Raw genomic sequence first — 25,313 nt, 5'->3', positions numbered from 1 at the left:
TCTTTGAGCGAATGGCAGGCAGGCTGGTTGGCCTTGATCAGACCGCCACGCTGGAAGACGGCCTTCACGTCTATTTCTGCGGCACGGGTTCGCCGCTCCCGGATCCAGAGCGCGCCGGGCCGTGTCTCGGTATTCTGGCGGGCGATAAAGCGCTCGTTTTCGATACCGGCTCCGGCAGCTTGCGCAAACTCATGCGGATGGGCTTTCCGGTTGGAGAGACCGATAGGGTCTTTCTCACCCACCTGCATTCGGACCATATCGACGGTCTCGGCGAGATGATGCTGCAGGCCTGGATCGCCGGGTCCCGTACGACGCCAGTCCAGATATCCGGGCCGGAGGGGACGGGCGTTGTGGCGAATGGATTTATGTCAGCCTACCGGACCGATGCGGGATACAGGACGGCGCATCATGGGATAGCTGTTGCAAACCCCTCGGGATTCGGCGCTGAAGTGACCGAGATTTCGTTACCTTCGGACGGTGCAGTGACGGTGTTTTCAGAGGGTGGCGTGCGCGTGCAGGCATTCCTCGTCAATCATGAGCCTGTTGAGCCGGCCTTTGGCTACCGGATCGACTATAAGGGTAGGGCCGTCACGATCAGTGGAGACACGGTCAGGAGCGACGCCGTGACCGAGGTAGCCAAAGGAAGCGACCTTCTCATTCACGAAGCCCTGAACCGGGAGATGGTCGCAGTCATGTCAGCAGCTGCAGCCAGAAATGGCGATGCTGAACTCTCCAGGATTTTCAGCGATATACTCGACTATCATGCGAGCCCGTCTGAAGCGGCTGAGACCGCGCAGGCGGCGGACGTCGAGGCGCTTGTCCTCACTCATATTGTGCCGCCGCTTCCAATGCCGATGCTCTATCCAGCCTTTCTTGACGGCGCGGGCGACAAGTTTGATGGAAAAATGGAGATTGGTGAGGATGGCCTGATGATCAGCCTGCCCGCAAAAAGTGACCGGATCGTCCGGCGCAATCTGCTCAATTGAGACCTCCGGAGCTGCGAGAATGGCTGAGAAAAACAAACCTGATTTGAAGATCGTGCAGGCAGGTGAACCAGATGATGGCCGCAAGGCCCGCAGTCAGCGTAGCCGGGCGCAGATCGTCGATGCCCTGTTTGCCCTTGTCGAAAGTGGAGACATGGACCCGAGCGCGGCAAGGGTCGCAGAAGAAGCCGGCGTCGGTCTTCGGACCGTCTTTCGCCACTTCGAAGATATGGACGGGCTCTATCGTGAGATGGCCGAACGGCTGGAGGCAGAAATCCTGCCTGTGGTGATGACGCCCTGGACAACTGAAACCTGGCGCGAGCGGGTTATCGAGCTGATCGAACGGCGCGCGAAGATTTACGAACGGATCATGCCGCTCAAGGTCGCATCAAGCCTTCGGCGATTTGCTTCGCCACAGCTCGGTTATGCCTATCGCCGTTTTCTGGTGATGGAACGGGCAGGCCTCAAGGGGATCCTGCCAGCGAGCGTCGCTGAAGATGAGATTCTGCTTGGCGCGCTGGAATTGCTGACAGGCTTTCATGCCTGGCGCCGGCTGCGTCAGGATCAGGAGCTTTCAGCGCATCAGGCCAAGGAAGTGCTGATTCATTCAGCGAGCAAGCTCCTGAAAGACATCGATGGCCCGGCCTAGTTGGGCCAATAGATGACGTCGGCGCCGGGTTCCAGTTTTTCCGCCAGGGTCTGGTCCACCGCGACAGGTCCTTCGAGTGTGAATGGATAGAGGGGCTCACGCGCGGCTTGCTGGTGGGCGTCAAGCAGAGCCGCCAGATCCGCCACAATCTCCGGGCGTTCACTGGCGATATTGATCTGCTCTGTCGGATCACTGGAGAGGTCGTATAGCCAGACCTTGTGAGGGCGCTGACTGACCTGAAGTTTCCAGTCACCGCGCCTAACGCCCCGATAATAAGCGCTTTGCCAGAATATGGGGTCGCCTGCAGCTGGCTCTGCCTCACCTGTCGCCACGCTCAACAGATCCCTGCCATCAATCTCAACCCCCTCGGGGAGCGGCGCGCCGCAGGCTGATGCAATCGTTGGCAGGAGGTCGATATGGGCGGCGGGCGCTGAAACCTCTCGGGCTGCGTCTATCCGGGCCGGCCACCTCATGAAAAGGGGGACGCGAATACCGCCTTCAAACAGGGTGAGTTTCCAGCCCCGATAGGGGGCATTGATATCAGGCAGGCCGATATAGCCGGGGCCCCCATTGTCGCTTGAGAAGATGACGATCGTGTTTTCGGCGAGCCCCTCTTCGTCCAGTGTGTGGAGGATGTTTCCGACGCTGCGATCAAGGGCGCGGATCATGGCGGCATAGACGCGAAGACGATGTGGCTGGATGTCGCCGACCGCCTCATAGTCTTCCCGGGTCGCCTGGAGCGGGGTGTGAACTCCCCAATGGGCAAGATAAAGAAAAAATGGCCTGTTGCGATTGGCGCGGATGACTGACTGCGCTTCCTGCGTCCAGTAATCGGTGAGATAGCCACCCGGCTCAAACCAGTCGCTTTCGTTATAGCTGGCGGCGTACTGCATTTTGGCCCAGAGAAATTTGTCGACCGGATCGAAATTGAGCCTCGCATTGACAACGCCTGGATCATTCTCGGGCAGGTAAAGGCCACTTGCCATGAGAAGGCTTTCATCAAAGCCCTGCGCATTCGGCCCAAATTCAGGCCCGCGTCCCAGATGCCATTTGCCGATATGGACTGTGTGATAGCCTGCATCACCTAGCACCTCGGCAAGCGTTACTTCAGAGCCGGGAAGTCCCTGTTCCTCGAACGGGGGTGACGTCGCTGCGGCGGCTTCACTCCATTCGATTGGCGGAATGCCGCTTTCATGGGAACGGGACACGAATGAAATGACACGTCCCATTCCGTTCGGCGTTGGGGTGAACTCGAAACCCGTCCGGGTCGGATAGCGTCCTGTCATCAGCATCGCCCGCGAAGGCGCGCAGCTTGCCGTGCCTGAATAGGCGTTGGTGAAGATAACACCTTCACGGGCCAGCCGGTCTATATTGGGTGTCTGAATTGCGCCGCCTGCGACACCGCCGCCAAAGGTCGAAATGTCATTATAGCCAAGATCGTCGGCGAGAATGAATATGACATTGGGCGCGCGCGTCAGCGGGCTGGTTGTCCCTTCGACAGGACCTTGCTGCCAATCTACCTGACGGTTTTCAGCGACCGCCTGCTTTCCGGTGTGAGCTGCGATGAAGAGGATGACGGCTTCACGATTGAGCCAGGCTAGTCCAAGCCCACCCAGAACCACGATCAAGGCACCTAGAACGATCTTCTTCCACATGGGCTGAGGCTTTCTGTGAGCGGGTCAGTCAGGGACGGGGTCGGCGCGCGCGCATGATGAGGCGTACCCCGCCCCAGAAAGCGGCAATGAGCATAAGGAAGAGCAGGGCCGGCACCCACCAGTAGATGCGCAGCTGCCGCATCTGCGTCTTGCGAGTGATAATAGCGTGACTATCGTACCCTTCGGGCACGTCGAGAACGCCAACCGCTGAGCCATAGGCGTCATAGGCGGCCAGCATGCTCGCCATCAGCTCTGGCCGCTCAGCAGCTAAGTCGTTTACCTCGCCCGGATCGTTTGCCAGATCGTAAAGCCGCCATTTAGCGTCGCCCCATGGGCGCTGATTGCGGGTGATCTTGTAATTGTCCCGGATAAGGGCTGAATTGCCGGACACTTCGATCGCAACCGGATCATCGGGTCCATATACGGCCTCTGTTTCCCCAGTGAGGAGCGGCATCAGACTGCGGCCTGTCATGGCAACAGCGCCTGCGGTTTCGCTTTCCACGCCTGCCATTCCGAGAAAGGTGGGCGCGATGTCCGTGACCTGGACGAGTGCGTCCTGGCGAATGTTTTGCGGCAGGTTCGGCCCCGACATGATCATTGGGACATGTATGCCGCCTTCCGCTCCGTGGAACTTGAACAGATTGCCGGGCGAAGCCGCCGCCATGGCAAATTCCGGTCCGATGAAACCCCAGCTTCCCTCTTCGCCGATGCCATCGACATCAAGATGGTAGCCATTCAGTTTCATCCAGAGCGTCAGGCGCCAGTCATTGTCGCCGCGGCTCGGCTCCGGTCCATTGTCCGAGGTAACGAGGAAGACCGTATTGTCATAATCGCCGGTCGCTTTGAGGTGTTCGACCAGCCGGCCAATATGAAGGTCCATCGCTTCGAGCATGGCGGCGTTGACCGCCATTCGGGCAGCGTAAACCTCCCTGTCTTCGTCGCTGAGATCTTCCCAGCGCCGCATGCCTTCAGGTAGTGGGGCGAGCGGGGCAGCGGCGGGGATGAGGTCAAGCGCTTTTGCCTTTTGCCAGCGCGACTCCCTCAGCTCCTGCCAGCCGCCCGCATAAGTTTCGCGATAGCGTGCCGTGATCTCGGCGGGTGCCTGAACCGGAATGTGGACGGCCTGGAAGCCCAGAAAGGCGAAAAATGGCTGAGAGATCTCCGTTTCGGACAGATAGTCGATCATCTTGTCGACAATGAATTCCGAGGAATAAAAATCGTCTGGAAGGGTGGCGGGCTGGCCGTCTTCATACCACGGGGCGTCGCGATAATAGGGCATGTAGGACTTGTCGTCCCAATTGTCCGCGCCTGAGGCGTCGAGCGCGAAAGAGCGGTCGAACCCGTGATCGGAAGGCAGCTCACCTTCGTCGCTGCCAAGATGCCATTTGCCGGTCATCAGCGTGCGGTAGCCCTGCGACTGAAGCCGGGCGGCAACCGTCATCACGCCCGGTTCAAGTGACATCGTATAGCCGGGCTGCCCGACATGCTCGCGCGGCAGAACTTCCGGGATTGTGGCCACGCCTGTGCGATGATTGTCGACCCCGGTCAGCAGCATGGCGCGCGACGGCGCGCAAAGTGGTGAAGTATAGTAGCGGGTGAACATGACCCCGCTGCGGGCCAGCGCATCAATGTTTGGTGTCGATGCCTCGCCGCCATAAATGCCGAGATCCATGAAGGCAGCGTCATCAATCAGCAGGATCACGAAATTGGGCGGTTGTGCTGGATCATGGTTTTCAGATGCGGGGACAGACTGAGCCGCGGCTGAACATCTTAGGAGAAGACAAGCCGATACCAGAAAAACGATCGCCCAACGTATAACCAAACTGCGCCCTCCGACTCCCGCAACATTGTGGCATGTATAATGTCATAAGTTTTGGGTGCAAGCGAGCTGGATTTTCCCGGACCCCGTCGATTGGGCCGACAGGTTGAACCGGTCAGCGTCTGGAAGAGTTCGGGTAAACCATTACGCGTCGAAAACTCTTTATATTCCGCAATCTTAGTCGGGCCGGCGATTTGTTATTGCTGCCCAGAGAAGGTCTTCAAGAAAGGCCCGTTGCGCTTCATCGGTTCGATCTTCGCGAATCCGAGCGAGTGAATGCACATTCTGGATCAACTCTGCCAATCGATCGTCCGACAGGTCTGTCCGAAGGAGACCTTCGCTTCGGCCTAACTGGAATATCGGAGACCAGATTTTCACCATCTCGTTTCGAATTTTCTCGTTTCCCTGAACGAGAAAATGTTCGACCATGTAATTGGTTTCGGTCTTCACGATGGCTTGCAAAAGCTCTTCTTTTTGCCCGATCTTGATGTGCTCAATCGAGCCCTCAATAATGGCATCCTTGAAGTTTGAGTACTTTTCCAGCGCCTTCTTCGCCTTCGAGCTCATACCGCGAAGCAGCTTGAAGAGCACTTCATTCACCAGTGTGGGACGATCATTGAAAAGGCGATAGATCGTTTTGCGAGATATCCCAGCATCGTGAGCGATGTCGCTCATCGAGGTTTTCTGCGGACCGAGCCGCTTGAAGCATCTCAGTGCAGCTTCGACTACGAGTGTCCGGGACTCTTCGATGCTGGAATTCTCGTCTTCTGTGGAAGTTGTTCCCGCCATGCATTAACCTGGTATCGCGTTCTGAATGTGCTGTTTCGCTTATCTGGTGCCCGGTACATAACGGTAGTCCGAGTGACTGTAACGCCCCTTATTTGTCGGACCTAAACTGCAGCTCTGACCTCCGAGAAGCCATTCGCAGACGTGACCCGATCAAACGAGCCTGGCGTCATGCCAGTGGGTTTGTCGTTTTCATGGGTGATCGTACCATTCACGATGATCACGTCATATCCGCCAGCCTTGGCCTGCCGGCGCCAGTCGCCTCCTGGCATATCGTGAACGACCTCATACTTGTTCATGTCGAAGTATAGGCGATCGAGATCGTAGATCAGTATATCGGCCTTGAAGCCGGAAAGTAGGGCGCCGCGATTTTTGATTCCCACTGAACGAGCGTGTTTCAGGCTGAGCTGGAAATGCATTTCCTCAACGGTTTTAAGCTTTTCCTCTCGCACCAACCATATCAGCAAGTCTGTTGCGTAATGTCCCATTCCAAATGCTTTGGTATGCGCGCCACCATCGGAACCGCCCGCAACGACTGCAGGGTTCGCCATGAGGCGCACAGCTTGATCCGGCTTGGTTGACGCGATTGGCGGCGACTTCATCTGCAGAGCCAAATCGGATTGCAGGCCCAACTGCAGCATCGCCGCAACAGCGCTGCAGCCCAACTCCTTACCAACTTCAGCGAAGGTCAATCCGAGATACCTTTGCAGCTCGGGATTTGAGCCGACTGCGATAATGGTCTGGCCTTCTAACCCGGCAGCGCCGCTTGCGGCCCCCATAGACGCGTACTGTTCTTCGAAACGGCGCACGAATTGTGGGTCGTCGATAAGCCGCAGCACTTCCTCTTGGCTATTACAGCCTATGATTTCGCGGACAGCGGGCAATTGGCCGGCAGCCGAATCCAACTCCTGCAGGCCAGCTTCCACCCAGGCGCGATTGACCAGAGCACCAGCGGTGACGTCGCATCCTGCGGCGCGTAGGGAATCAAGCCAGGCAAGGTCTTCGGACACTACTTGAGGAACAGCATCGTGCGTCAAAAACACTGCGTGTATGACACGCACGCGTGTGCCCTTCGCCATTTCGGCGACGCGTTCGGTGATGGTCCTGTCGCCATAATACATGATTTGCGGCAGCATCTGGATGACGCCTTCGCCCCGATCCACCACAGCCCGGCAGATGTTGAGAATGTCGTCTTGGTCCAGAAGATCGGTGGGCATTGGACTGCCGTCCATATCGACATGTGAATTGCCTTCAGCGCCCATCACCGACATGGAAATCCCGATAGCTCCGGCGTCCATGGCATCGTTAATCAGCCCGTGGATCTCGGCAAGCTCACCCGGGTTCGGGCCTCTCGTTTTGGCCGCATCGACGCCCATCACGTAAACAAGGAGTGGATTGAGAGGCAAGAAGGTAAGAACGTTCACGCCTTTGGGAAGCGAGCGAATCCGATCCATGAAGTCGGGAAACGATTCCCAATCCCAAGGTAGCGCCGCCTTCTGATGCGCGACAGGGATCTGCTCGGTCGTTTCAAGCATTCCCATAATTCGGTCGCGGTCCTGATTTCTAACAGGTGCCACGCCAAAGCCACAGTTTGCATTGACGACGGTTGTGACGCCGTTTCTTCCGGCATCGAGACAGTAGGGATCCCAAAAGAGCGCGGCGTCGTAATGTGTGTGCTGAGTTACAAATCCGGGTGCCACGATCTTGCCTATCGCGTCGATTGTCCGCTTCGCACTTCGCCCTCTAAGGTCACCGACAGCGACTATCTCATCGCCCACGATTCCGACGTCGCCGTAGCAACCGGGGCTTCCCGTTCCATCGGCTATAAATCCTCCAGCGATCACAAGATCAAACGCGGTCATGCCAGTCTCCTCCTTGAATTATCCCGTAAGTTCAACGGTTTATTGGATAATTTGGTGCGATGGCAGAGTTCTGCCAGGGACACCTGATCGCTTTGGGGTGACACAAAACGTAGACTTTGTCACCTCATTATTGACACAAGTTACAGATTCTGTTTCCTATGTCATTCTGGGCAAAAAATGAAAACAGCATGCCCATGTGGGAGGATAGAAATGTTCAATAGTTGCGACGTCCGTCGCGGAAGCCGTTTCCGTGCGCTCAGAAGAAAACGCGAAGCGTCGGGCTATGTGCTCACGCTTGTCGCAATGTCGGCGCTACTGCCTGTAGCAGCGCCGGCTTCGGCGCAATCTGATGTTAGCGAGGGTGCCGAGTACCGGCAGAAAACCGTCACAGTCACTGCGACCAAACGAGAGCAAAGTATTCAGGATATTCCCGCTTCTGTCTCCCAGGTGGGTGGGGACGATCTCGACACCCGCGGCGTAGAGGATGTTGAAAGCCTGGCGCTTCAAATCCCGAATTTATCCTTCGGCAAGTTTGGCAAGAATACGTTCGTCACAATTCGGGGAATAGGGACAACAGTCGATTCAGGCGTGGCTGAACCGTCCGTCGCCACTTACGTCGACGGCGTATTCCTGCCGAGGCCCACGATGGCGCTTCTGAGACAGGTAGATCTGGAGCGGGTGGAAGTTCTTCGGGGGCCGCAAGGAACCCTCTATGGGCGCAATGCAACCGGCGGCGCGATCAACTACGTGTCGCGGGGGCCAAGTGACACATTTGAAGGCGGCGTTATCGCAACCTTCAAGGAACGGAATGGCCAGGGCGTCGACGCTTATGTTTCAGGTCCGATTGCGGACGGCGTATCGTTCAGACTGAGCGGCGGGCTCCAGGAACAGGATGGATATGTCGATGTCCTGAACACGGGGCAAAACCTTGGTGGGCAGGATCTGTGGCACGCACGCGCGGCTCTGAAAGTCGAGCCATCATCTGACCTTACCATCAACCTTGCGGTTCAGCACGAGGAAGACACGGGAGATTTCGGTTGGCAGTCAGTTGTCTCTGAACCAACGGTCGTGACGGGAACAGCCAATCTGTTCATGACGAACGCAAACTTCACGACTGTTCCCAACAAGCTTCTCGCAGACGGCGATAATTCGTCTTCGGTTGAAACGACCATTGCCGCTGCACGTGTTGATTGGGATATATCTGATGACGTGGCGTTCCGCTCCGTCACGGGCTATGTCGATCATAAGATTGTAAACTCTTTCGACGCGGATGGGACCGACTTTTTCTTTGCCCATCTGGTCAATTCTAGTCGCCCCTCTGAATCATTGAGCCAAGAGTTTAATCTTTATGGTGAATATGGCCGGTTGGACTGGCTGGTCGGCGCTTACTACTTTCACGAGGATTTCGAGCTTACGCTGCCCGTGGAATTTCCCGGATTTCTATTCGGCGTTCCAGCACTTCCAAAACTTGAGGTCATGGCGGGCGACCTGAAAGAGACTACGGAGTCATATGCCGTCTTCACCGACGTGACTTATGCCGTAACCGACCGTCTTCGGCTGAATGCTGGATTGAGATTCAATGCTGAGGAGAAGGAGTTTGCATTCTTCGGCGCGCCTTCGCCGGCAGGAAATATCGATACTGACGACGTCTTGCCGAAAGTCGGCGTTCAGTTTGATGTCTCTGAGAATGCGAACATCTATGCGAGCTGGCAGCAGGGCATCAAGTCGGGAGGCCATCAGCTCAGCCTGCCACAGCAATTCAACAGCGAGCAGCTTGATGCCTTCGAACTTGGCTTGAAGACGCAGTGGTTGAACGGCAACCTCACTGCAAACGCTGCCGTTTTTTCGTATGACTACACCGACCTGCAGGCAACGATAACCGTTCCACCTTCGACAACGCTCGTGGAAAGCGGCGATGCAGAACTGCGCGGGCTTGAAGGCGAACTTTACTACGCGGTCAATGAGAACGTTTCCATCAATCTCGGCGTGTCATTTCTCGATACGGAATATACGGATCTCGTAACTACCGACCAGGCTTTGCCCGGCGCACCGCAAGTCAGCCTTGCGGGCGAAGAACTCATTCGAGCGCCTGAATTCACCGCCAATCTCGGTGCTGAATGGAACATTCCGATACGTTCCAATGCGATAGGGGGCATACTCCTCCGAGGCGATGTCTTCCATTCGTCGGACTATAAGCTCGCATTTATTGACTACCCTGAACTTCGCCAGCCGGAGTACACTATGGTGAACCTGTCGGCGACGCTCACCGATGCGTCGGGCAACTATCGGCTGCGCGCCTTCGTAAACAATGCCACCGATGAAGTCGTTTTGAACAATGGCAGTTATCTGGCATCTAGCGGCGGATTTATAGGCATACATTCGGCCCCCCGCACGGCCGGCCTCTCGGTTTCAGCAAGGTTCTAAGCCGGTCCTCCCAGCCGACTTGACCGACCCGGAGCGCTATTCGCGTGCCGGGTCGGCTTTCTTTTCGGCAATATGCGAGCGCAAAAATCGTAGCGACGAATTCCGGAACCGTTGAGAAATTTCGGCGTCGGGAGCGACCGCGTCGAAGCCGTGTGGGCACCCCTCAACAACTTCGAGATCGGTATCTACGCCGCATCGCTTGAGTTGCGCGGCGTATGCGAGATCTTCGTGATAAAAAAGGTCTTTGTCGCCCACACCTATCCAGGCAGGAGGTAAACCCGTCAGATCCTCTCGGCGAGACGGCACCGCCCAGGCCCGCTCGCCTATAGACTGTCCCGGCTCACTGCCGAGATAGGATGACCAGCCGTAGAAATTACTCTCATTATTCCATGCCAGATGCCGAACTTTAGTCAGTGATTTATCGAGTGCTGTCCGGTCGTCGATCATGGGGTAATAGAGAAGCTGAGCAACAGGCTGTAGCCCGCCCTCATCAAGGATGCGCTGGCACAGAGCGGCCGCGAGTCCTCCTCCCGCGCTCTGTCCGGCAACGATTATTCTCGATGGATCAACGCGGTACGATGGAGCGTTATCCACGAGCCATCGCCAGGCTTCGTAACAATCGTCCAGGGGAGCTGGGTATGGATGTTTTGGCGCCAGCCTGTAATCCACTGAAACGACGGTCACCCCGAGATCCTTGACGTAAGCATTGCAAGTCGCGTCGTTCATCTTTGCGTTACCCAGGACGTAGCCGCCGCCATGGATGAAAAGTATTCCCGCTCCTGCAGTCGGCCCTTTTGGTTGGTAGACACGAACGCTGAAGTTGCTGAACCTATGCGTATGCCTGGCGACCTCATCATCGGCCTGAGCGCGATAAGACACCGACATGATTGCTTTCATGAATATACGTGGAAGCGGGCTTCTGAGCGAGACATTGGGCATCCGCCTGAATGCTTGCTGTAGGTCCGGGTGAATGTCTTCAACGCTCATTTTGGTCCTCGGCATCACAAGCTTCCCATTGTCGAAAGTAGATAAATAGCATTCCGGCAAGGATAACAGTTTCCTTGCCTCATCCGCACCTTCTTATCGAAAGCGAAACGTACCGGCGCACTCGGATGGTGAGCGAGCTGGCACTGACCAGCTTTGCCTTATGTTACGAGCAGTCCGAGATTACTGAAGGCGCCAGCGGAACCCAACGGCCTCTTCAGAGACAGTCCATAGACGTGTCATCGCCGCTTTGTCGTAGGCGTGGGCGTGCAGCGTGCCCTTGCCAACTGGTCCGACATACTCCCTGGTGCCGGTCGGACCGTAGAGCGCACGCTGCTCAGTCAGGTCACCTTCGGTCGCGCACATCAGCTCGGGATATGATCCTTGTTCGGCGGTCTGCACCACCGGTGTCTTTGTCATCAGCCACCAGATCATTCGCGTAACGCGGTTCCCGTTCGTGCTAATCAAAGAGGTGGCCGAGGCGCCGGGATGGCAAACGAACACCTTGACCTCTGTTCGCCCAGCAGCCTCCAATCGATCCTGCAACTCGTATGCGAACATCATCTGGGCCAGTTTGGACTGCGAATATGCGTCATTCGGGGTGTAGTCTTCATCCCAATTCATGTCGTCGAATTTGATGGTCCTGAGGCCCATATTATAGCCGAGGCTGGCGACAACCACGACGCGACCGTTGCTTTTCGCGACCCGGTCGAACAGCAGACCGCTCAGCAGGAAATGACCATAGTGATTGGTGCCAAGCTGACTTTCAAAGCCGTCCACAGTCATCTTCCGGGCCGGAACCTGCGCAATGGCGGCATTGCAGACCAGCGCATCGATCTGCGGCACCGTTTTCAGCACTTTGGCTGCCGCATCGCGGACGCTATCGAGATTGGCAAGGTCCATGCGCACGAAGTCGATTTCGGCGGACGGGCCGAACTCCTGTTTCAGCTCATCAATGGCAGCTCTCGATTTCTCCGCCGAACGGTTGAGCATCACCACCTTCGCGTTTTTCTTCAGCAGTGTCCGCGTCGCCTGAAAGCCTACGCCCGAGTTTGCGCCGGTGATCAGGTAGGTTTTCCCGTAAAGGTCGCCGATGCGTCGGGGCGTCCAGCCTTTCGGTCCGAATGTCGTGTCTGCCATTCTGTCTCTCCAGCCAGCTCGGGCTGGCAATCTGACGGGGTGTTGGTGTGTTGAGGAGTGCTGGATAGTCTTTTTACGGCTCTCGAAACAGACGAAATCGTCTCTTTTGCTTGCCTGATTATCTCAGTCTTGTTGTAAATAGACGAATTCCCTGCCAGCTTGCGGCTATGACCATGCCGCACATCAAACACCTCGTCGAACGATGCCTCCCGACGGCTGGCCTCGTAGATACTGCGCTAAAGGGCGTGCAGCTCTTCAGGGTTACTGAGCCCGTTCCGTGCGCGCCCGCGGTATACGAGCCCACCATCGTGGCCATCCTCAGCGGCAGGAAGGAAGCTGTATTGGACGGCCAGAAACACATTTATGGCAGTCACCAATACCTGTTGTGCCCGATGATCGTACCTGTAGAGGCAGGTGCGCCGCAGGCGTCAGCAGATGAGCCGTTGCTAGGCGTGATGATTGCGCTGGATCCGAGCGTAATGCGGGAACTTGCGATGGAGATGGAGACCTCCATTTCTGGCAGCAGGCGGCTTCAAGGCGCAGCTTCGGCCTTGGCGCTAGCCCGTTGGGACACTGGTTTCACCGAAGCACTCCTGCGACTTCTGGAATTGCTTGACAGCCCGGTCGATACCGCTGTTCTGGGTCCCGGGCGCTTGCGGGAGCTGTACTATGCGGTCCTGAAGGGCGAAGCAGGTGCTGCTGCCCGAAGTGCATTCAGTGTCGGCAATGAGATCGCGCGCACCATCGATTACCTGTCCGCTCATCTGAATGAGCAGGTCACCATCGACCGCTTGGCCGATCATGCGGGGATGAGCCGCGCCGCCTTTCATCGACGGTTCAAGGAAGCAACAACGATGTCACCGATCCAGTTCGTGAAGTCGATGCGCCTGAACCGCGCTGCTATGAAGATAGCTGATGGAGAAACCGCGTCCGAAGCAGCTTGGGACGTGGGCTATCATAGCTCGTCCCAATTCAGCCGGGAATTCAAGCGTATGTATGGACAATCGCCGAAGGAATGGGGCCGCTCGACCAAAACAGCGGTGCAGCAGGCTTCGCCGCTCCCAGGATCGATCATGCAACCGGCACGATGAAACCGTTTGGGCAGCCGTCTGCAGAAAGGGTTCAATACCTGCCGCGCTATCGCTTCAGGATGTTTCGAAGGCGCGGCGTTTGATCTGCCCCCATTCGTGACGACCCATGAGGAAGTCGATCGTTCCGCCACATCGCCAGACATTGCTGAGCTGGCGGTAGCCAAAGTTCTCGATGACTGCAGCCAGTAGCAGCAGTCCGACAGCCTTCAGGGAGCCCGTGCGGCGCAGCTCGACCTCCTGTAGCAAGATCGCTGACGCAGAAAGCAGAAAGCCGAAGCTGGAAACCAGGACAAACAATGCGATGAACCAGCTCCAGGCAATATGACCTGTCGCAGCCAGAAGAAGGGCAAGGGTGTAACCCAATACTTCGAGGGCAGGGCCGATGACGTCGATGACGATCATGCTTCCAAGACCGAGTGTTCCGGGCACGCCGTATCCGGGTCGCAAGGCGGCGTCGCGATGCCGCCAAAGCGTTTCGAGCGCGCCCCGCTGCCAGCGCCGGCGTTGGCTGGCGAGGTCCGAAAGGCGTTCTGGCACTTGAGTCCAGCAGACCGGTTCCGGGATGAAGCGGACAGCAGCCGGGCGGTCGCCATCGCGGCCATCACGATGGAGGCGGACGATCAGCTCTGCATCTTCGCCTACCGTGCGCAGATCGTAACCGCCGACATCGACAACCCGGGAGCGGTCGAACATGCCGAAAGCCCCTGATACGATCATCAGCGCACCAAGTTCACTCAGGGCAAATCGTGCGACGAGAAATGCGCGCAGGTACTCGAGAGACTGAATAAGAGGCAAGAAACGCCGTGGCAGACCTGCTTCGGCCACAGCCCCCTCGCGTAGCCGGCACCCGTTGGCGACCCGCACTGTACCCGCAACGGCTACGGTATCCGGATTGTCTATGAAAGGCTGACTGGTGCGGATCAATGCATCGGATTCCAGCAGGGAATCGGCATCGATCGCACAGAAAAGTTCGCCTGAAGCATAAGCGATACCGGCATTCAAAGCATCCGCCTTGCCGCCATTCTCCTTATCAATGACCCAGAGCGGTACGGGACCGGGAGCGTGATAGATGCCACGAACGCAAGCAAAATTCAGCCTGTCCGAGCATTCACGCTCCGCTGGTTCGAGCTTGAATGCCGCGCGCAGGTAAGCCAGCGTCTCGTCTGACGAGCCATCATTGATGACGATGACTTCGTAGTTGGAATGATTCTGACGCAACAGGGCCCGCGTGCAATCGACGACTGTCGCAGCCTCGTTGTAGGCGGGTGCAAGAATGCTGACCCGCGGGGTATCGCGCCCGATCTTGCGCACAAGACGGTGTGCATTGGGTTCAAACTGGCGGCGCATCAAGGTGAAGCCTGAAATCGCAATCAGCACCGCATAGAGCGTGTCCTGAAAAAGGGCGCTCGCAAGAATGAGGAAGGTGACCGGAAAGGTAAAATCAGGCCAGACAAAAATCGATGTAATCAGATCCATTGGATCACTCCTGACGGGCTGGTTTGCGATGGTTGTGCTGAGATGAGCTGACGCGCCCGCCGGGCGGCTTCCCGTACGCGCCAGGAAGGGTCGTCGATCATGTCCGCGATGCGGTCAGCGGCAGTCGAAACGCGCAAGTCGGCCAGACCGGCCAGTCCGAGGCATCGACATTCAGCATCAAGATCGTCCAGGGCGCAAATGAAAGTATTGCTGGCATCGGGATGACCACGGGCAACAAGTAAGCGCAGCGCGCGCCTACGATCTGCCGCCAGACTGACGCTGGCCATCTGGTCCAGGTCTTCCAGAGCAATATCCGGTTTGAGCATCTCTCTTTTTGATGATGGCCGCATGGGGTGACGTTTCGATGGTGAAAGCGCACCAAAACGTTCAGCCAGCTTTCCCATAGCCTCGCCCTCCACGCCCGCCAGCATTTCTGAGAGCCTCACAGCTACTTGTTGCCATGCATGAGCTGAGCGCCGGCTTCTGATCGTCGGTAGGGGCGCGCCAGCGGCAACATGATCAAGCAAGCACGCACGCAGTGCGGTAGGCATCCACGCTGGCGCGCACGGGGGCCCGCCAACGCTCGAACAGAACAATGATTGCGGCAGAGGCCACCAGGCCAAGACCGGTCGCGCCGAACGCTGCGGCTGCTATCCATATCCATTCGAGTGAGTGCATGTTCCTGTTCCCTAAAAGCGTTGGCGCAGCGAAAGGGTCAGCCCTGTGCGTGCATAGCTGCCTGACCGGTCGACATGCGTCACGGTCCAGCCCAATTCCCGATCAGGTCCAAATTTTCTGCGGGCGCCGATCTCTAAGCCGCGCGTCCATGCGACTTTGCCTGCTTCCACCTCGGGCGCGAAGCTTGCGCCGCCTCGCAGACGCCAGTTCGCATCGAGACCAACGTCCCCGCGCACCGCCAGCCCGCTTTCCCAGCGCCCTTCAGAGCCCCGGACGAGTATGGGAGAGACTGACAGCCATGCGTCGCGGTCACGTAGATAGTGGACCAGGCCTGGGGCGAGTACCGTGACTGCTCCGTCGCCGTAGTCTGCAATGCGGGCTGTCAAGTCGAGATCGAGGCCGCCGGGCCCCTGATCAGGACGCCAGGCCGGACGGGTCCAGGCGAGACGGACGTCTAGATCTTCCCGGAAATCGCCGCCAAACGCACTGCCGATCGCCAGCGATCCTACGCCTCCGGCAAATTGGTCCTGTAGGCCAAGCTGAAGAAAGGAGTCCTGGGCGCCAAATCGTTGCGACCACTCAGCGCGCGCCCAGACGAGGCGGCCTGTTTCGGTGCGACGGCCAAGCTGGAGAGCGGCCCCCGACCAGTCCTCGAGAGTTGTCCGCCGAAGCTCTGCATGCTCGATCGCAATATCGGCAGTCCAGCTCGGAGCTGGCCGGGCTGCGGCGCAAGGCGCCAGTAATCCAGCCAGTCCGAGGCCAGCGAGAATGCAGAGCCTGATAGTCATGCCGCAATCTTCTGACGCGACAGCGTCGACGCAATGCGGGCGACGAGCTCCCGTGGCTGGATCGGCTTGACCAGGCAGTCATGGGCACCCGCCTCCAACGCGGCGACCGTATCGCCCTCATGCGCATAGGGCAGCAGCATCATGACAGGCACATTCGCCGTCGCCGCTTCACGCTTGAGACGCATCAGGACTTCCAGACCGCGCATGTCGGGCAGAAGCATGTCGACAAGGATCAGTTTTGGGCGTGCCCAGCCACTCAGATCCAGACCAGAGCGGCCGTCGATCGCGGTAAGTACCGAGTGGCCATTCATGGTCAGACGATGACAAAGCAATGTCGTCATCAATGGCTCGTTCTGGACAACTAGAATGGGTCTCATGACCTGTCCTCCTTTGACTTTTGTGAATTGAAAGATGCCGGGCCTGGGGAGTGACTGGGGGGTGGCCCGGCATCTTTCCCGGGCTCAATTGACGTTGATGCTGACGGAGTTTCCGATAGCTGCGGCCGTAGCAGCAGCATCGGCGCCATAACCGATCGTCGTATTGAGCACGGCCAGTTGACCGGCCGAATTCCACTGATTGACCGAGCTCGAGACGTTGCCAGCAATGGCGCTGTTCAGACTGGTCAGGCTGTAGGAATTGCCGATCGAAGCCGCAGTTACGGTTGCGTCGGAGAAACCGGCGAGTGAGCCGTTGAGTTCTGCGACCATCGTACCGGAATTGCGCTGGGCTGCTGCGATGGAGCTGCCACCCGGCACTTCGACTGACAGCGAGTTGCCAATGGAGGCTGCCGTCATGCTGACTTCGGTCACATCGGAGGTGTTGCCGGTGAGATCCGCAGTCATGTTACCGAGGTTGTTCTGGTCGACAGTCATGTCGGTCAGAGATGAGATAGATCCGACCGAAGCCGTGTTTCCAATAGCTGCCGAGGTTATGGCGGCAGTATCGATTGCCGAGAGAACGGCATCGGCGTCAGCCGTCGCGTTGCCTTCATTCCCCTGAGTGAGGTCAGCTGCGACATTGGCGGCCGTATCGAGCGAGTAGGAATTGCCGATTGCTGCTGAGGTGCCAGTGATGTCGTCAACCGTGGCAGCCACTAGGTTCAGATAAGAATCCTGATTACCGGAATTCGTCTGCCCGTTGGCGTAATCGACAGCATCGTTCACGGTGTCGCTGGTTCCGCCGAGGCCGAGATCGGCATCGAGCAGGCTATCGCCGCCCAAGTCAACCGTGGTGTCGAGAAGATCGCTACCGCCCAGATCGACATCGGCGTCGATCAGGCTGTCGCCGCCAACATCGACGGTGGCGTCGGCGACGTCGCCAATGCCCAGGTCGACATCGATAAGAGGATCGGTCGTTTGGGCCAGGGCCGCAGGACCGGAAAGGACCACCATTGTGGTGGCAAGTAGAACAGACCTTTTCATGAGTTTTCTCCCGAATTGAGGGTCTGGATTGGGGCAGGGGTGCCGGAATTGGCGGTCCCTGCGGCGGAACAGGTTTGCGCGGCGGGGCCGGCAAGGCCTGAGACGAGGTCGAAAACTGCGCTTTCGACGATCGTTCGGATGGCGGTGTGGATGGGTTCCTGGACGCGCTCGCCCACGCCGATGTCCAGTGTGGTGTCACCGATGAACTCAAAGACGCCCGCGCGGATTTCGTGACCTCGGATCACCTTGCTCTGGCTAACGACATTGATGACCCGAAGGTCAGTGATATCGACGAGCCGCAGATCCAGCCCTACGGTCATGGCATAGTGACGGCGACCGCCGACAACCGGCCCGATGCGCGCTTCGGTGACACCGGAATGAAGGTTGAAGTTCAGCTCTGTAATGCCACCCAGCACCATGTAATCGCTACCAGCGATCGATCCGGCCAGGACGCGCCGATAGTCTTCTGTCGGCTCTCCGTCAGGTCCGATGAGGCGGCTATTGGCGTATTCCAGTTCCAGTTGCGCCACGCGCGTGTCGAGCCGTTCGGCCAGTGGGAAACCTGCACGGGCGAGGGCCGACACAACCATCAAGGCCGCCCCCTGCGTGGCAACTGTGCCCTCAAGGGACGAAAAGCGTCCAGTCAGGTCACCGACTTCGCCGACGGCGATGCGCGGGCGGTCTTCCTCTGCTGCCAAGAGCAGGCAGTCCAGGCGCGGCGAATAGGCGGTCGAATTATCCGTGACCTTGGCTCCGGTAGATTCGGTCAGACGGTCATGCACATCCCGGGGAAAGCTGGCACATCCGGTGGCGGCGAAGAGCGCGAGACCGGACGCGCCGACGCAAAGGGTTTTTATCCAGTGCATCTCAGCCTCCCGATCCCGATGGGACCTGGCCGATTATGGCGGTCTGGTTGCCAAGGTTGATCTGGGTGGTGTTGAGAACGACGGTGTTATTGTTGCCGGTGACGGTGACGCTGAGAAGATTTCCGAGCGCGGTTGCCTGACCGACAGTCGCTGTCCGGCCCCAGCTCGGCATCATGCGGTCCCTCAACGAGGTACCTGCCGAAGCGTTGGAGACCTGACCCACGCCCGATGTGATGACCCGATTGCCGTTGCTATCCTGCTGGAAAGTCATCGCCTGGTTCATGGCGAAACCGCTGTCGAGGCTTACCGGTGCGGACACCTGAAGCGCGGCTATTATGATACTGGCGAGCGGCATCCCTGTCTCCTCGGGCCGTTTTCAACTTGAAACGACAATCGCAGGCAGAGCGGGCCGGCGATATTGACCGGACGGGACGTTGGTGAAGGCAGAGGGGCAGGGAGACCTGACCGTTCAGTCAGGGCGCATAACCGAACGGGCACACGCAGATGATCAGGCGGCTGGGGTGCAACCTACCTGTCCGAACGGTCAGGTTGTCTTGGCGCCGTTCGCATGGACAATGCAAAGCGGGTTGAGTGAAAGAGAAGTCATGAAAGGTGTCGTGTTTCGAGAGTTTCTCGATCATGCGGAGGCCGTTTTCGGCGTTGCGTTGGTCGATCAGGTGCTAGAGACGGCTGATCTGCCATCCGGCGGGGCGTACACAAGCGTCGGTTATTATGACCATGAAGAGATGTTGGCGCTGGTCGGGCGGACATCCGAACTGACCGGTAAGTCGGTGCGCGATCTGCTGGTTGGATTTGGCAGCACGCTATTCCGGTCATTGATTGAAAGTCATGCGCAGAAGGGCGTGTCCCACCCCTTTGATCTGCTTGAACGCATTCACGGCGTTATCCACCGGGATGTTCGTAAACTCTATCCCGACGCTGAAGTGCCGGAGATCATCGTCGTGGAGCGCGTGGGTGAAGGGCGTATTGTGGTTGAATACCGCTCCGCCCGGCCAATGGCGGATTTGTGCGAGGGCATGATCAAGGCAACCTTCGCCTATTACGGGAAGGATGGCGATTATGATATCATTCGGCTGGACAATGACTGCGCTCCGTTGAGGGAGGCACGGTTCGACATCACGATTGGGGCTGACACTGACTGATCCAGAGACTGCCGATGACGTTGCCCGCCTACAGCGGCGGCTGGCTCGAGAAAGCGCTGCGCGCCGGGAGGCTGAACGCCTGCTCGAAGAAAAGTCGGCCAACCTTTTCGAAGCGATTGAGCGGTTGGGTGAGGAGACTGCCAAGGTCCAGCGATTGAGCACAGCTATTGACGTATCGGCAGACGGTATCGCGATCACCAATGCCGACGGTCTCTTCACATACATGAACCCGATGCATGCCAGCATGTTCAGCTATAGCTCGGTAGATGAGTGTATCGGCCTGCACTGGACCAGTCTGTACACGCCCGAAATTCTCACCATATTCGAGCGTGATATCTTTCCGGTGTTCACGCGCGATGGATACTGGCGCGGCGACGCAACCGGTCGCGCCAAGGATGGCTCAGCCGTCCATCAAAGTCTTTCCCTGACAGCGTTGGCGGATGGCGGAATTTTGTGTTCGACGCGCGATATTGCCATCGCCAAACGGCGCGAGGCGCAGCGCGAACAATTGCAGCAGATGCTGGCCGACGCAGAGCGCCGCGATGCGCTCGGCAGGATGGCCTCGTCGGTAGCGCATGATTTTGCAAATATCCTGACTACGATAAACGCTTCCGCCCGCCTACTCGGTGACGAGATCTCGTCTCATTCGAATGACACGCTGATCAGCCGTATCCAGACGTCGTGCAGACAGGCAAATGCTCTGGTTGAAGACCTCATGAGCTTCGACTCGACCCCTGTGCTCGAGGCGCGCGCTATCGATGAACTCGTAACAGACGTTGTAGAGATGATGTCAAACCAGTTCATCGGTGGTCATAGGTTGGAGCGAATCGAAAGCCCCGAGCGACTGGTATGCGAGACCGATCCGACGCTATTCGCCCGTCTCGTTGCTAATCTGGTCAAGAATGCCTGGGAGGCTCTCGGAGCGACGGGTCATGTCATCGTCAGCACCGCTCGAATCATCGAGGACGAGCCTGTCGACCTGCCGTTTCAGCCCTCCGCAACGGTGCATCGAGGCGAGTTGAATGCCTATCCTGCCGCGCGTCTGATCGTCAGGGACGATGGAACGGGGATGCCTCAGGAGGCCCTGGATAATGCGTTCACGCCTTTCCAGTCGAGCAAGGGCAGGGGACGCGGTCTTGGTCTGGTCACAGTTGACGCATTGCTGACTAGCCAGGGGGGCAGGATGTCGGTCTATAGTCGGCCCGGCGACGGCACAGTTTTCGTCCTGGACCTGCCATTGCTGGAAGCCGGGTATGCGAATGCTGGGCGCAGCTTCTTGCCCCAGGACAAGGTGCATATGGCGGCCGGAGCCATCATTGTGGATGACGACCCGGTGCAGGTAGATCTGGGCTGTGAGGCAGTGCGTCGAGCTGGCTGGAACCCGGTGGGTTTCACCGACCCGACCGAAGCGCTCAAGGTTTTTCGTGCTGCGCCGAAGGCGTTTGGGCTGGTCATCACCGATCGCCGTATGCCCCAGATGAGCGGCGACGATCTTGTCCGATCTTTGAAAGCCATTCAGCCCGGCACACGGATAATCATGTGTTCTGGAGCGCTACAGCGTCCGCTCCCCGTGGGACTTGCGGGGGCCTTGCACAAGCCTGCATCCGTCGAAGCTCTTGCTGAAATGGCCGGATCGCCTCCGGATGCCGTGAACAGTCAGACCTCTACTACTTTTGCGGATTAGACTTGCCGCACATCACACAGGAACAAGCGCATGAAACTTCTGATCGCTGACGATCATGACCTGGTGCTGGACGCCGTTCGCTCCTTGCTGGAGAACGAGCTGCCGGATGTAGAGATCGAACTCGCCCGGTCCGGGACAGAGGTCGAGAAAAGGCTCGACGCTGGCGAGCGCTTCGATTTGCTGCTGCTGGACCTGCGCATGCCTGGAATTTCAGGAGCCCAGGACGTCAAGGAATTGATGAAGCGACATTCCGACCAGCCTACAGCAATTCTTTCGGGCATGGCGGCTCGCATGGAAATTCAAATGCTGCTTGAGAACGGGGCTCGGGGCTTCATCCCGAAAACAATGCCCGCTGACGGTCTCGTTGCGGCGGTTCGGCTGATCCTCGCAGGACAGGTGTTTTCACCCATGCCAGCCGATGTCGAGAACGATGCAGGTTCGGTTTCCCTGACCCCAAGGGAGCGCGAAGTCCTGTTCTGTCTACAACGCGGCGAGGCGAATAAGGAAATTGCCCGTAGCCTCGATATTCAGGAAACAACGGTAAAGCTTCATCTTCGCTCACTCGCCCTGAAGCTCGAAGCCCGGAACCGGACAGAAGTCGTCGTCAAGGCGATCCAGAGCGGTTTGTTGGCCTGACGCGAATGGCTGGATGGGGGCGGGTTTGCGTTAGACTGACTGCACCGCCAGCCTTTCCAGAGTGTTGATCGAGTTCATTAAAGCCAGAACTGTATCTCACCCTGAAAGTGCTCTGTTTGATCTCCGTCAGGTTACGGCTCGGCGTGATCAGCCGGCCGTGGCCGGTGTCTTCACTTGAACATGGGTCGGCTTCGAATTTCCCCGACCGTATAGATTGACTTCCAGTTTTGAGATCGCATGCACGAGCGCATTCGGTCCGTATTTAAGCTGACCGGTGAACTCGATCTTGGGAAAGCGCGCAAACAGTTGCTCGTAGGCGACACGTAGCTGCATCTGCGCCACGCGTGAGCCGAGGCATTTATGAACCCCGTGGCCGAAGGCGATATGCTTGCCGACATTGTCGCGTGTCATATCAAAGACGTCTGGATTCGGGAACACTTCGGGATCCCGATTGCCGGCCCCGTACCACATGACCACTTTTTCGTCCTTGGCGATCCTCTGTCCGTTGAGCTCCGTGTCTTCCATTGCGGTACGACGCATGTGCTTGACCGGTGAAACCATGCGAAGAGCTTCTTCGGACATTTGGGGGATCATGGAAGGATCGTTCAGGACCATGGCCCTCTGATCAGGGAATTCGGTCATAAGCTTGATCGTCCCCGAGAGTGAATTTCGAGTTGTGTCGTTGCCAGCGAAGATGATCAGCAGCCAGGAGCCATCTAGGTATTCCTGGGGGAGCTCTTCGTTCTCGAGCTTTGAGTGCGCAATCACAGTGAGAAGATCGTTTCTCGGGTTAACGCGCCGGTCTGCCATGACGCGTGCGCCGTAGTCGAACATTTCTTCTACGACTTTCCGGAAGCGGAACGGAAAGAGTGGTTCGCCTACGAACGTTCTCAGTGGATTGGACATGAACTGGCTGGCCATTTCCAGATAGTGCATCCAGTGGACAATTTTGGGCCGATCAGCCTCATCCACGCCGAGCATTTCGCAAAGCGTGTAGAGCGGAAGTTCGTTTGAGAACAGTTTTACAAAATCAACGACGGGACCATTGGCCTCGAGATCATCACAGAGATCGTCGACCTTTGCGCGCACCTTCTCTCTTAGCTCCGCCACATAGGCAGGGATGAAGAAGTCCTTCTGCTGGATGCGCATCTGCATATGCTGCGGCTCATCCATACTGATGAGATTATCCATAGACGCACGTACTAGGATTTCAGGTTTCCAGTGCTTGCGTTCGGGGACAGCCAGATTGATGCCACCACGCGCGGAGGAAAAGATCTCAGGTTGGAGTTCTACGGATTTGATGTCCTCATATCGTGATACTGACCAATAGCGTGAAGCGCCACTGCGCATCTTCGACCACATGACCGGCGCCTGTGTGCGCATGCCTGCGTAAAGCTCATGGGGGTGTCCACGTCTCCAGGAGTTGGGGTTCCAGAGTTCGAAGTCTGTCTCCAGCTCGGGATAGATCGCAGGATAGACCGGTGCCGCAGCGCCGGTATCCACCACAATGTCATCACTGATCAGTTTCATATATTCCTCCCGAGCAACCGTCTGGGCCAATACGGACGATTATCCTAAGGGAAGTCAAAAGCTATTCGGACCTCGAGGTGAGGAAGTAACGGGCTCATCCGCTTCTGTTGTGTAGACTTTTCTTGCTGATAGCAGGCACCCGACTGACGGCGCCAGCATGCCGATAGAGACGAGTGCCAGGGCAGGCCCGATACCCTGTGGCCCAGCAAAGAAGGCTTCAGCCAGCCAGGCGACCAGTGGGGGGCCGACGCCCAAACCGATCAGTATCGTGCACATGAACATGATCGCTATGGCGGTTGCGCGGAAGTGCGACGGCACGGTGAACTGGTTTGAGATCACAATGACATTGCTGCATCCCGACAGCGCGAAGATCATGACACCCATAGCGGCGACTGAGAGCGTTGCGCTGGGCATGAGTGCGGCGAGGCAGGCAGAGCTGCAGCCGAGAGTCGAGGCCGCAATCGCCGAGATAACGAGCCCGTCGCGCCGTCCGCTGCGCGTGAGTGCTTCCGATAACCTGCTGAAGAACAATGTGCCGAGCGCACTCGCGATGACACCCGTCGCTCCATAGCTCAAGCCAGCCTTTTCAATCGACCATCCAAATGTTCGGTGAAGGAATTCCGGCGCCCAGGCGCCGTAAGCGAAGATGATCACGGTGATGAAGCTCGCCCCGATGAAAAGGCCGCCAAACAGCCTGATCCGCTTGGTGAAAAAACGGGCCGCAGCGTGTAAGTCCTTGCTCGTCTCTCCGGCGTCAGTGCTTCGTCCGGGTTCGACCGTCGTTGCCAGGAAGATGAGGGCGACGAGGATACCGGGCAGGCCGACGATGAAGAAAACAATTTGCCATGTATCGAGACCATTGAGATCAAAGAACGACGCGGCCGGCGGCGTGGAGACGGCAGCGAAAATGCCAGCGCCAGCAATGTAAGCGCCATATGTGCCCATATTTCCAGCCGCAGCGTAAATCGCAGAAGGCAGGGACCGTCTTTCAGGCGGAAACAGGTCACCGATCATGGAATATGCAGCGGGGGACAGCACAGCTTCGCCGACCGCCAGGCCAATCCGCATCATGACAAGCATCCAAAAACCGGTCGCAAGCCCCGATGCGAAGGTGCAGGCGCTCCAGATCACGACACCGGCAAAGATCAGGCGCTTGCGGTTGCCGCGGTCCACGGCGCGCGCAATTGGAAGCCCAAGCAGGCCATAGAAGACAGCGAAAGCGCCGCCGAACAGCAAGCCGAATTCGAAGTCACTGATATCGAACCCGTCTTTGAGCGGCGCGACCAGAAGACTGGGGATGACCCGGTCGATATAGGAAATGACATAGAAGGTGCTGAGGAGGAACACGGTCCACCAGGCACCCGCCCTAAATTGACCGTGTTCAGCGGCACGCGAAAACCCAAAGCGCGCCTTCAACGCTCTGCACTCGTCTGGCGCGACCTTGGTTGAGGTCTGGATTGGGAACGAAGGCGGGTCGTGGCGTGCAATCCCTTCAATCGGACGATTGAGAGATTGCATCGCACAGCGATGGAGGGGCGTCCAAGCGCTAAGACGCAGCCAATGACAAATTGTCACCGCTTACGGCTTGGAGCCGCCGGTTATCCGGCCGGCTACGCCGGAGAAATTGAAATGCCGACCGGAAACTCACCTTCTCAGGAAAAGCTCGTGTCCGGCCGGC

General features: G+C 57.8%; 23 protein-coding genes. 7 read left to right on the top strand and 16 right to left on the bottom strand.

Annotated elements, in window-relative coordinates:
• Positions 1–11 precede the first annotated feature (11 nt).
• Positions 12–986 (top strand): MBL fold metallo-hydrolase, encoded by a 975-nt coding sequence (locus O4G74_RS09070; RefSeq protein ID WP_269402320.1) that lies wholly within the window; start codon positions 12–14, stop codon positions 984–986.
• A gap of 19 nt (positions 987–1,005) precedes the next feature.
• On the top strand, positions 1,006–1,632 hold the full coding sequence (locus tag O4G74_RS09065) for a TetR/AcrR family transcriptional regulator (RefSeq protein ID WP_269402319.1): 627 nt from the start codon (positions 1,006–1,008) through the stop codon (positions 1,630–1,632).
• On the opposite strand, the gene O4G74_RS09060 is transcribed toward O4G74_RS09065, so the two are convergent.
• From O4G74_RS09060 to O4G74_RS09045, 4 genes are all read right to left on the bottom strand, one after another.
• Complete coding sequence (locus tag O4G74_RS09060; RefSeq protein ID WP_269402318.1) at positions 1,629–3,287, bottom strand: sulfatase; 1,659 nt, start codon at positions 3,285–3,287, stop codon at positions 1,629–1,631. The genes O4G74_RS09065 and O4G74_RS09060 overlap by 4 nt on opposite strands.
• A gap of 28 nt (positions 3,288–3,315) precedes the next feature.
• Positions 3,316–4,989: an arylsulfatase gene (locus O4G74_RS09055; protein ID WP_269402317.1), complete on the bottom strand. Its 1,674-nt coding sequence runs from the start codon at positions 4,987–4,989 to the stop codon at positions 3,316–3,318.
• 294 nt (positions 4,990–5,283) lie between these two features.
• The gene (locus O4G74_RS09050; protein ID WP_269402316.1) at positions 5,284–5,895 is read right to left on the bottom strand and encodes a TetR/AcrR family transcriptional regulator; all 612 of its coding nucleotides are present in this window, start codon (positions 5,893–5,895) and stop codon (positions 5,284–5,286) included.
• Positions 5,896–5,996: 101 nt separating this feature from the next.
• A complete protein-coding gene (locus O4G74_RS09045; protein WP_269402315.1) occupies positions 5,997–7,754 on the bottom strand; it encodes an N-acyl-D-amino-acid deacylase family protein in 1,758 nt (585 codons plus the stop codon).
• Positions 7,755–7,964: 210 nt separating this feature from the next.
• Here O4G74_RS09045 and O4G74_RS09040 point away from each other — a divergent pair, with 210 nt between their 5' ends.
• Positions 7,965–10,178 carry a TonB-dependent receptor gene (locus O4G74_RS09040; protein WP_269402314.1) on the top strand — a complete coding sequence of 738 codons (2,214 nt, stop codon included), beginning with the start codon at positions 7,965–7,967 and terminating at the stop codon, positions 10,176–10,178.
• Positions 10,179–10,214: 36 nt separating this feature from the next.
• Here O4G74_RS09040 and O4G74_RS09035 read toward each other — a convergent pair whose 3' ends face one another.
• Positions 10,215–11,165 (bottom strand): alpha/beta hydrolase, encoded by a 951-nt coding sequence (locus O4G74_RS09035; RefSeq protein ID WP_269402313.1) that lies wholly within the window; start codon positions 11,163–11,165, stop codon positions 10,215–10,217.
• Positions 11,166–11,345: 180 nt separating this feature from the next.
• The gene (locus O4G74_RS09030; protein ID WP_269402312.1) at positions 11,346–12,302 is read right to left on the bottom strand and encodes an SDR family oxidoreductase; all 957 of its coding nucleotides are present in this window, start codon (positions 12,300–12,302) and stop codon (positions 11,346–11,348) included.
• Between the two features lie 167 nt (positions 12,303–12,469).
• Here O4G74_RS09030 and O4G74_RS09025 point away from each other — a divergent pair, with 167 nt between their 5' ends.
• A complete protein-coding gene (locus O4G74_RS09025; protein ID WP_419715381.1) occupies positions 12,470–13,393 on the top strand; it encodes an AraC family transcriptional regulator in 924 nt (307 codons plus the stop codon).
• Positions 13,394–13,447: 54 nt separating this feature from the next.
• On the opposite strand, the gene O4G74_RS09020 is transcribed toward O4G74_RS09025, so the two are convergent.
• The 8 genes from O4G74_RS09020 to O4G74_RS08985 form a co-directional block, all read right to left on the bottom strand.
• Positions 13,448–14,869, bottom strand: a complete 1,422-nt coding sequence (locus O4G74_RS09020) for a glycosyltransferase family 2 protein (protein ID WP_269402310.1) — start codon at positions 14,867–14,869, stop codon at positions 13,448–13,450.
• Positions 14,860–15,273, bottom strand: coding sequence for a hypothetical protein (locus tag O4G74_RS09015; RefSeq protein WP_269402309.1), 414 nt, complete (start codon positions 15,271–15,273; stop codon positions 14,860–14,862). Before O4G74_RS09015 ends, O4G74_RS09020 begins: the two co-directional genes overlap by 10 nt.
• Positions 15,274–15,388: 115 nt before the next feature.
• Positions 15,389–15,547, bottom strand: coding sequence for a hypothetical protein (locus O4G74_RS09010; protein ID WP_269402308.1), 159 nt, complete (start codon positions 15,545–15,547; stop codon positions 15,389–15,391).
• A gap of 11 nt (positions 15,548–15,558) precedes the next feature.
• Complete coding sequence (locus tag O4G74_RS09005; RefSeq protein WP_269402307.1) at positions 15,559–16,335, bottom strand: YaiO family outer membrane beta-barrel protein; 777 nt, start codon at positions 16,333–16,335, stop codon at positions 15,559–15,561.
• On the bottom strand, positions 16,332–16,712 hold the full coding sequence (locus O4G74_RS09000; protein ID WP_269402306.1) for a response regulator: 381 nt from the start codon (positions 16,710–16,712) through the stop codon (positions 16,332–16,334). Before O4G74_RS09000 ends, O4G74_RS09005 begins: the two co-directional genes overlap by 4 nt.
• A gap of 84 nt (positions 16,713–16,796) precedes the next feature.
• The gene (locus tag O4G74_RS08995) at positions 16,797–17,756 is read right to left on the bottom strand and encodes a hypothetical protein (protein WP_269402305.1); all 960 of its coding nucleotides are present in this window, start codon (positions 17,754–17,756) and stop codon (positions 16,797–16,799) included.
• Positions 17,753–18,622, bottom strand: coding sequence for a CsgG/HfaB family protein (locus tag O4G74_RS08990; RefSeq protein ID WP_269402304.1), 870 nt, complete (start codon positions 18,620–18,622; stop codon positions 17,753–17,755). The genes O4G74_RS08995 and O4G74_RS08990 overlap by 4 nt, the downstream gene beginning before the upstream one ends.
• A 1-nt stretch (position 18,623) precedes the next feature.
• Positions 18,624–18,977 carry a hypothetical protein gene (locus O4G74_RS08985; RefSeq protein ID WP_269402303.1) on the bottom strand — a complete coding sequence of 118 codons (354 nt, stop codon included), beginning with the start codon at positions 18,975–18,977 and terminating at the stop codon, positions 18,624–18,626.
• Between the two features lie 250 nt (positions 18,978–19,227).
• Between O4G74_RS08985 and O4G74_RS08980 the strand changes: the two genes are divergently transcribed.
• Genes O4G74_RS08980 through O4G74_RS08970 form a run of 3 tightly spaced genes read left to right on the top strand, consistent with a single transcriptional unit; the run spans position 19,228 to position 22,105 of the window.
• A complete protein-coding gene (locus tag O4G74_RS08980) occupies positions 19,228–19,785 on the top strand; it encodes a heme NO-binding domain-containing protein (RefSeq protein ID WP_269402302.1) in 558 nt (185 codons plus the stop codon).
• Positions 19,766–21,469: a hybrid sensor histidine kinase/response regulator gene (locus O4G74_RS08975; protein ID WP_269402301.1), complete on the top strand. Its 1,704-nt coding sequence runs from the start codon at positions 19,766–19,768 to the stop codon at positions 21,467–21,469. The genes O4G74_RS08980 and O4G74_RS08975 overlap by 20 nt, the downstream gene beginning before the upstream one ends.
• Positions 21,470–21,499: 30 nt before the next feature.
• Positions 21,500–22,105 (top strand): response regulator transcription factor, encoded by a 606-nt coding sequence (locus tag O4G74_RS08970; protein ID WP_269402300.1) that lies wholly within the window; start codon positions 21,500–21,502, stop codon positions 22,103–22,105.
• A 147-nt stretch (positions 22,106–22,252) separates the two neighbouring features.
• Here the strand turns inward: O4G74_RS08970 and O4G74_RS08965 are convergent, their stop codons facing one another.
• Positions 22,253–23,635, bottom strand: coding sequence for a cytochrome P450 (locus O4G74_RS08965; RefSeq protein WP_269402299.1), 1,383 nt, complete (start codon positions 23,633–23,635; stop codon positions 22,253–22,255).
• A gap of 54 nt (positions 23,636–23,689) precedes the next feature.
• On the bottom strand, positions 23,690–25,153 hold the full coding sequence (locus O4G74_RS08960; RefSeq protein WP_269402298.1) for an MFS transporter: 1,464 nt from the start codon (positions 25,151–25,153) through the stop codon (positions 23,690–23,692).
• Between the last annotated feature and the right edge of the window lie 160 nt (positions 25,154–25,313).

Origin of the sequence: Henriciella marina (assembly GCF_027213945.1) — a bacterium.
Taxonomy (GTDB): Bacteria; Pseudomonadota; Alphaproteobacteria; order Caulobacterales; family Hyphomonadaceae; genus Henriciella; species Henriciella marina_A.
Note: the sequence above shows the minus strand (reverse complement) of the source record. Positions and strands in the feature narration are given on the sequence as shown.

What these genes read in the sequence shown, in the direction of transcription:
- O4G74_RS08990 (WP_269402304.1), bottom strand. Translation starts at nt 18,622, where the DNA reads ATGCACTGGATAAAAACCCTTTGCGTCGGCGCGTCCGGTCTCGCGCTC.
- O4G74_RS09070 (WP_269402320.1), top strand. Translation starts at nt 12, where the DNA reads ATGGCAGGCAGGCTGGTTGGCCTTGATCAGACCGCCACGCTGGAAGAC.
- O4G74_RS09050 (WP_269402316.1), bottom strand. Translation starts at nt 5,895, where the DNA reads ATGGCGGGAACAACTTCCACAGAAGACGAGAATTCCAGCATCGAAGAG.
- O4G74_RS09030 (WP_269402312.1), bottom strand. Translation starts at nt 12,302, where the DNA reads ATGGCAGACACGACATTCGGACCGAAAGGCTGGACGCCCCGACGCATC.
- O4G74_RS09005 (WP_269402307.1), bottom strand. Translation starts at nt 16,335, where the DNA reads ATGACTATCAGGCTCTGCATTCTCGCTGGCCTCGGACTGGCTGGATTA.
- O4G74_RS09000 (WP_269402306.1), bottom strand. Translation starts at nt 16,712, where the DNA reads ATGAGACCCATTCTAGTTGTCCAGAACGAGCCATTGATGACGACATTG.
- O4G74_RS09010 (WP_269402308.1), bottom strand. Translation starts at nt 15,547, where the DNA reads ATGCACTCACTCGAATGGATATGGATAGCAGCCGCAGCGTTCGGCGCG.
- O4G74_RS08985 (WP_269402303.1), bottom strand. Translation starts at nt 18,977, where the DNA reads ATGCCGCTCGCCAGTATCATAATAGCCGCGCTTCAGGTGTCCGCACCG.
- O4G74_RS09040 (WP_269402314.1), top strand. Translation starts at nt 7,965, where the DNA reads ATGTTCAATAGTTGCGACGTCCGTCGCGGAAGCCGTTTCCGTGCGCTC.
- O4G74_RS09065 (WP_269402319.1), top strand. Translation starts at nt 1,006, where the DNA reads ATGGCTGAGAAAAACAAACCTGATTTGAAGATCGTGCAGGCAGGTGAA.
- O4G74_RS09015 (WP_269402309.1), bottom strand. Translation starts at nt 15,273, where the DNA reads ATGGGAAAGCTGGCTGAACGTTTTGGTGCGCTTTCACCATCGAAACGT.
- O4G74_RS09020 (WP_269402310.1), bottom strand. Translation starts at nt 14,869, where the DNA reads ATGGATCTGATTACATCGATTTTTGTCTGGCCTGATTTTACCTTTCCG.
- O4G74_RS08970 (WP_269402300.1), top strand. Translation starts at nt 21,500, where the DNA reads ATGAAACTTCTGATCGCTGACGATCATGACCTGGTGCTGGACGCCGTT.
- O4G74_RS09025 (WP_419715381.1), top strand. Translation starts at nt 12,470, where the DNA reads ATGACCATGCCGCACATCAAACACCTCGTCGAACGATGCCTCCCGACG.
- O4G74_RS09045 (WP_269402315.1), bottom strand. Translation starts at nt 7,754, where the DNA reads ATGACCGCGTTTGATCTTGTGATCGCTGGAGGATTTATAGCCGATGGA.
- O4G74_RS08965 (WP_269402299.1), bottom strand. Translation starts at nt 23,635, where the DNA reads ATGAAACTGATCAGTGATGACATTGTGGTGGATACCGGCGCTGCGGCA.
- O4G74_RS09060 (WP_269402318.1), bottom strand. Translation starts at nt 3,287, where the DNA reads ATGTGGAAGAAGATCGTTCTAGGTGCCTTGATCGTGGTTCTGGGTGGG.
- O4G74_RS08960 (WP_269402298.1), bottom strand. Translation starts at nt 25,153, where the DNA reads ATGCAATCTCTCAATCGTCCGATTGAAGGGATTGCACGCCACGACCCG.
- O4G74_RS09035 (WP_269402313.1), bottom strand. Translation starts at nt 11,165, where the DNA reads ATGAGCGTTGAAGACATTCACCCGGACCTACAGCAAGCATTCAGGCGG.
- O4G74_RS08995 (WP_269402305.1), bottom strand. Translation starts at nt 17,756, where the DNA reads ATGAAAAGGTCTGTTCTACTTGCCACCACAATGGTGGTCCTTTCCGGT.
- O4G74_RS08980 (WP_269402302.1), top strand. Translation starts at nt 19,228, where the DNA reads ATGAAAGGTGTCGTGTTTCGAGAGTTTCTCGATCATGCGGAGGCCGTT.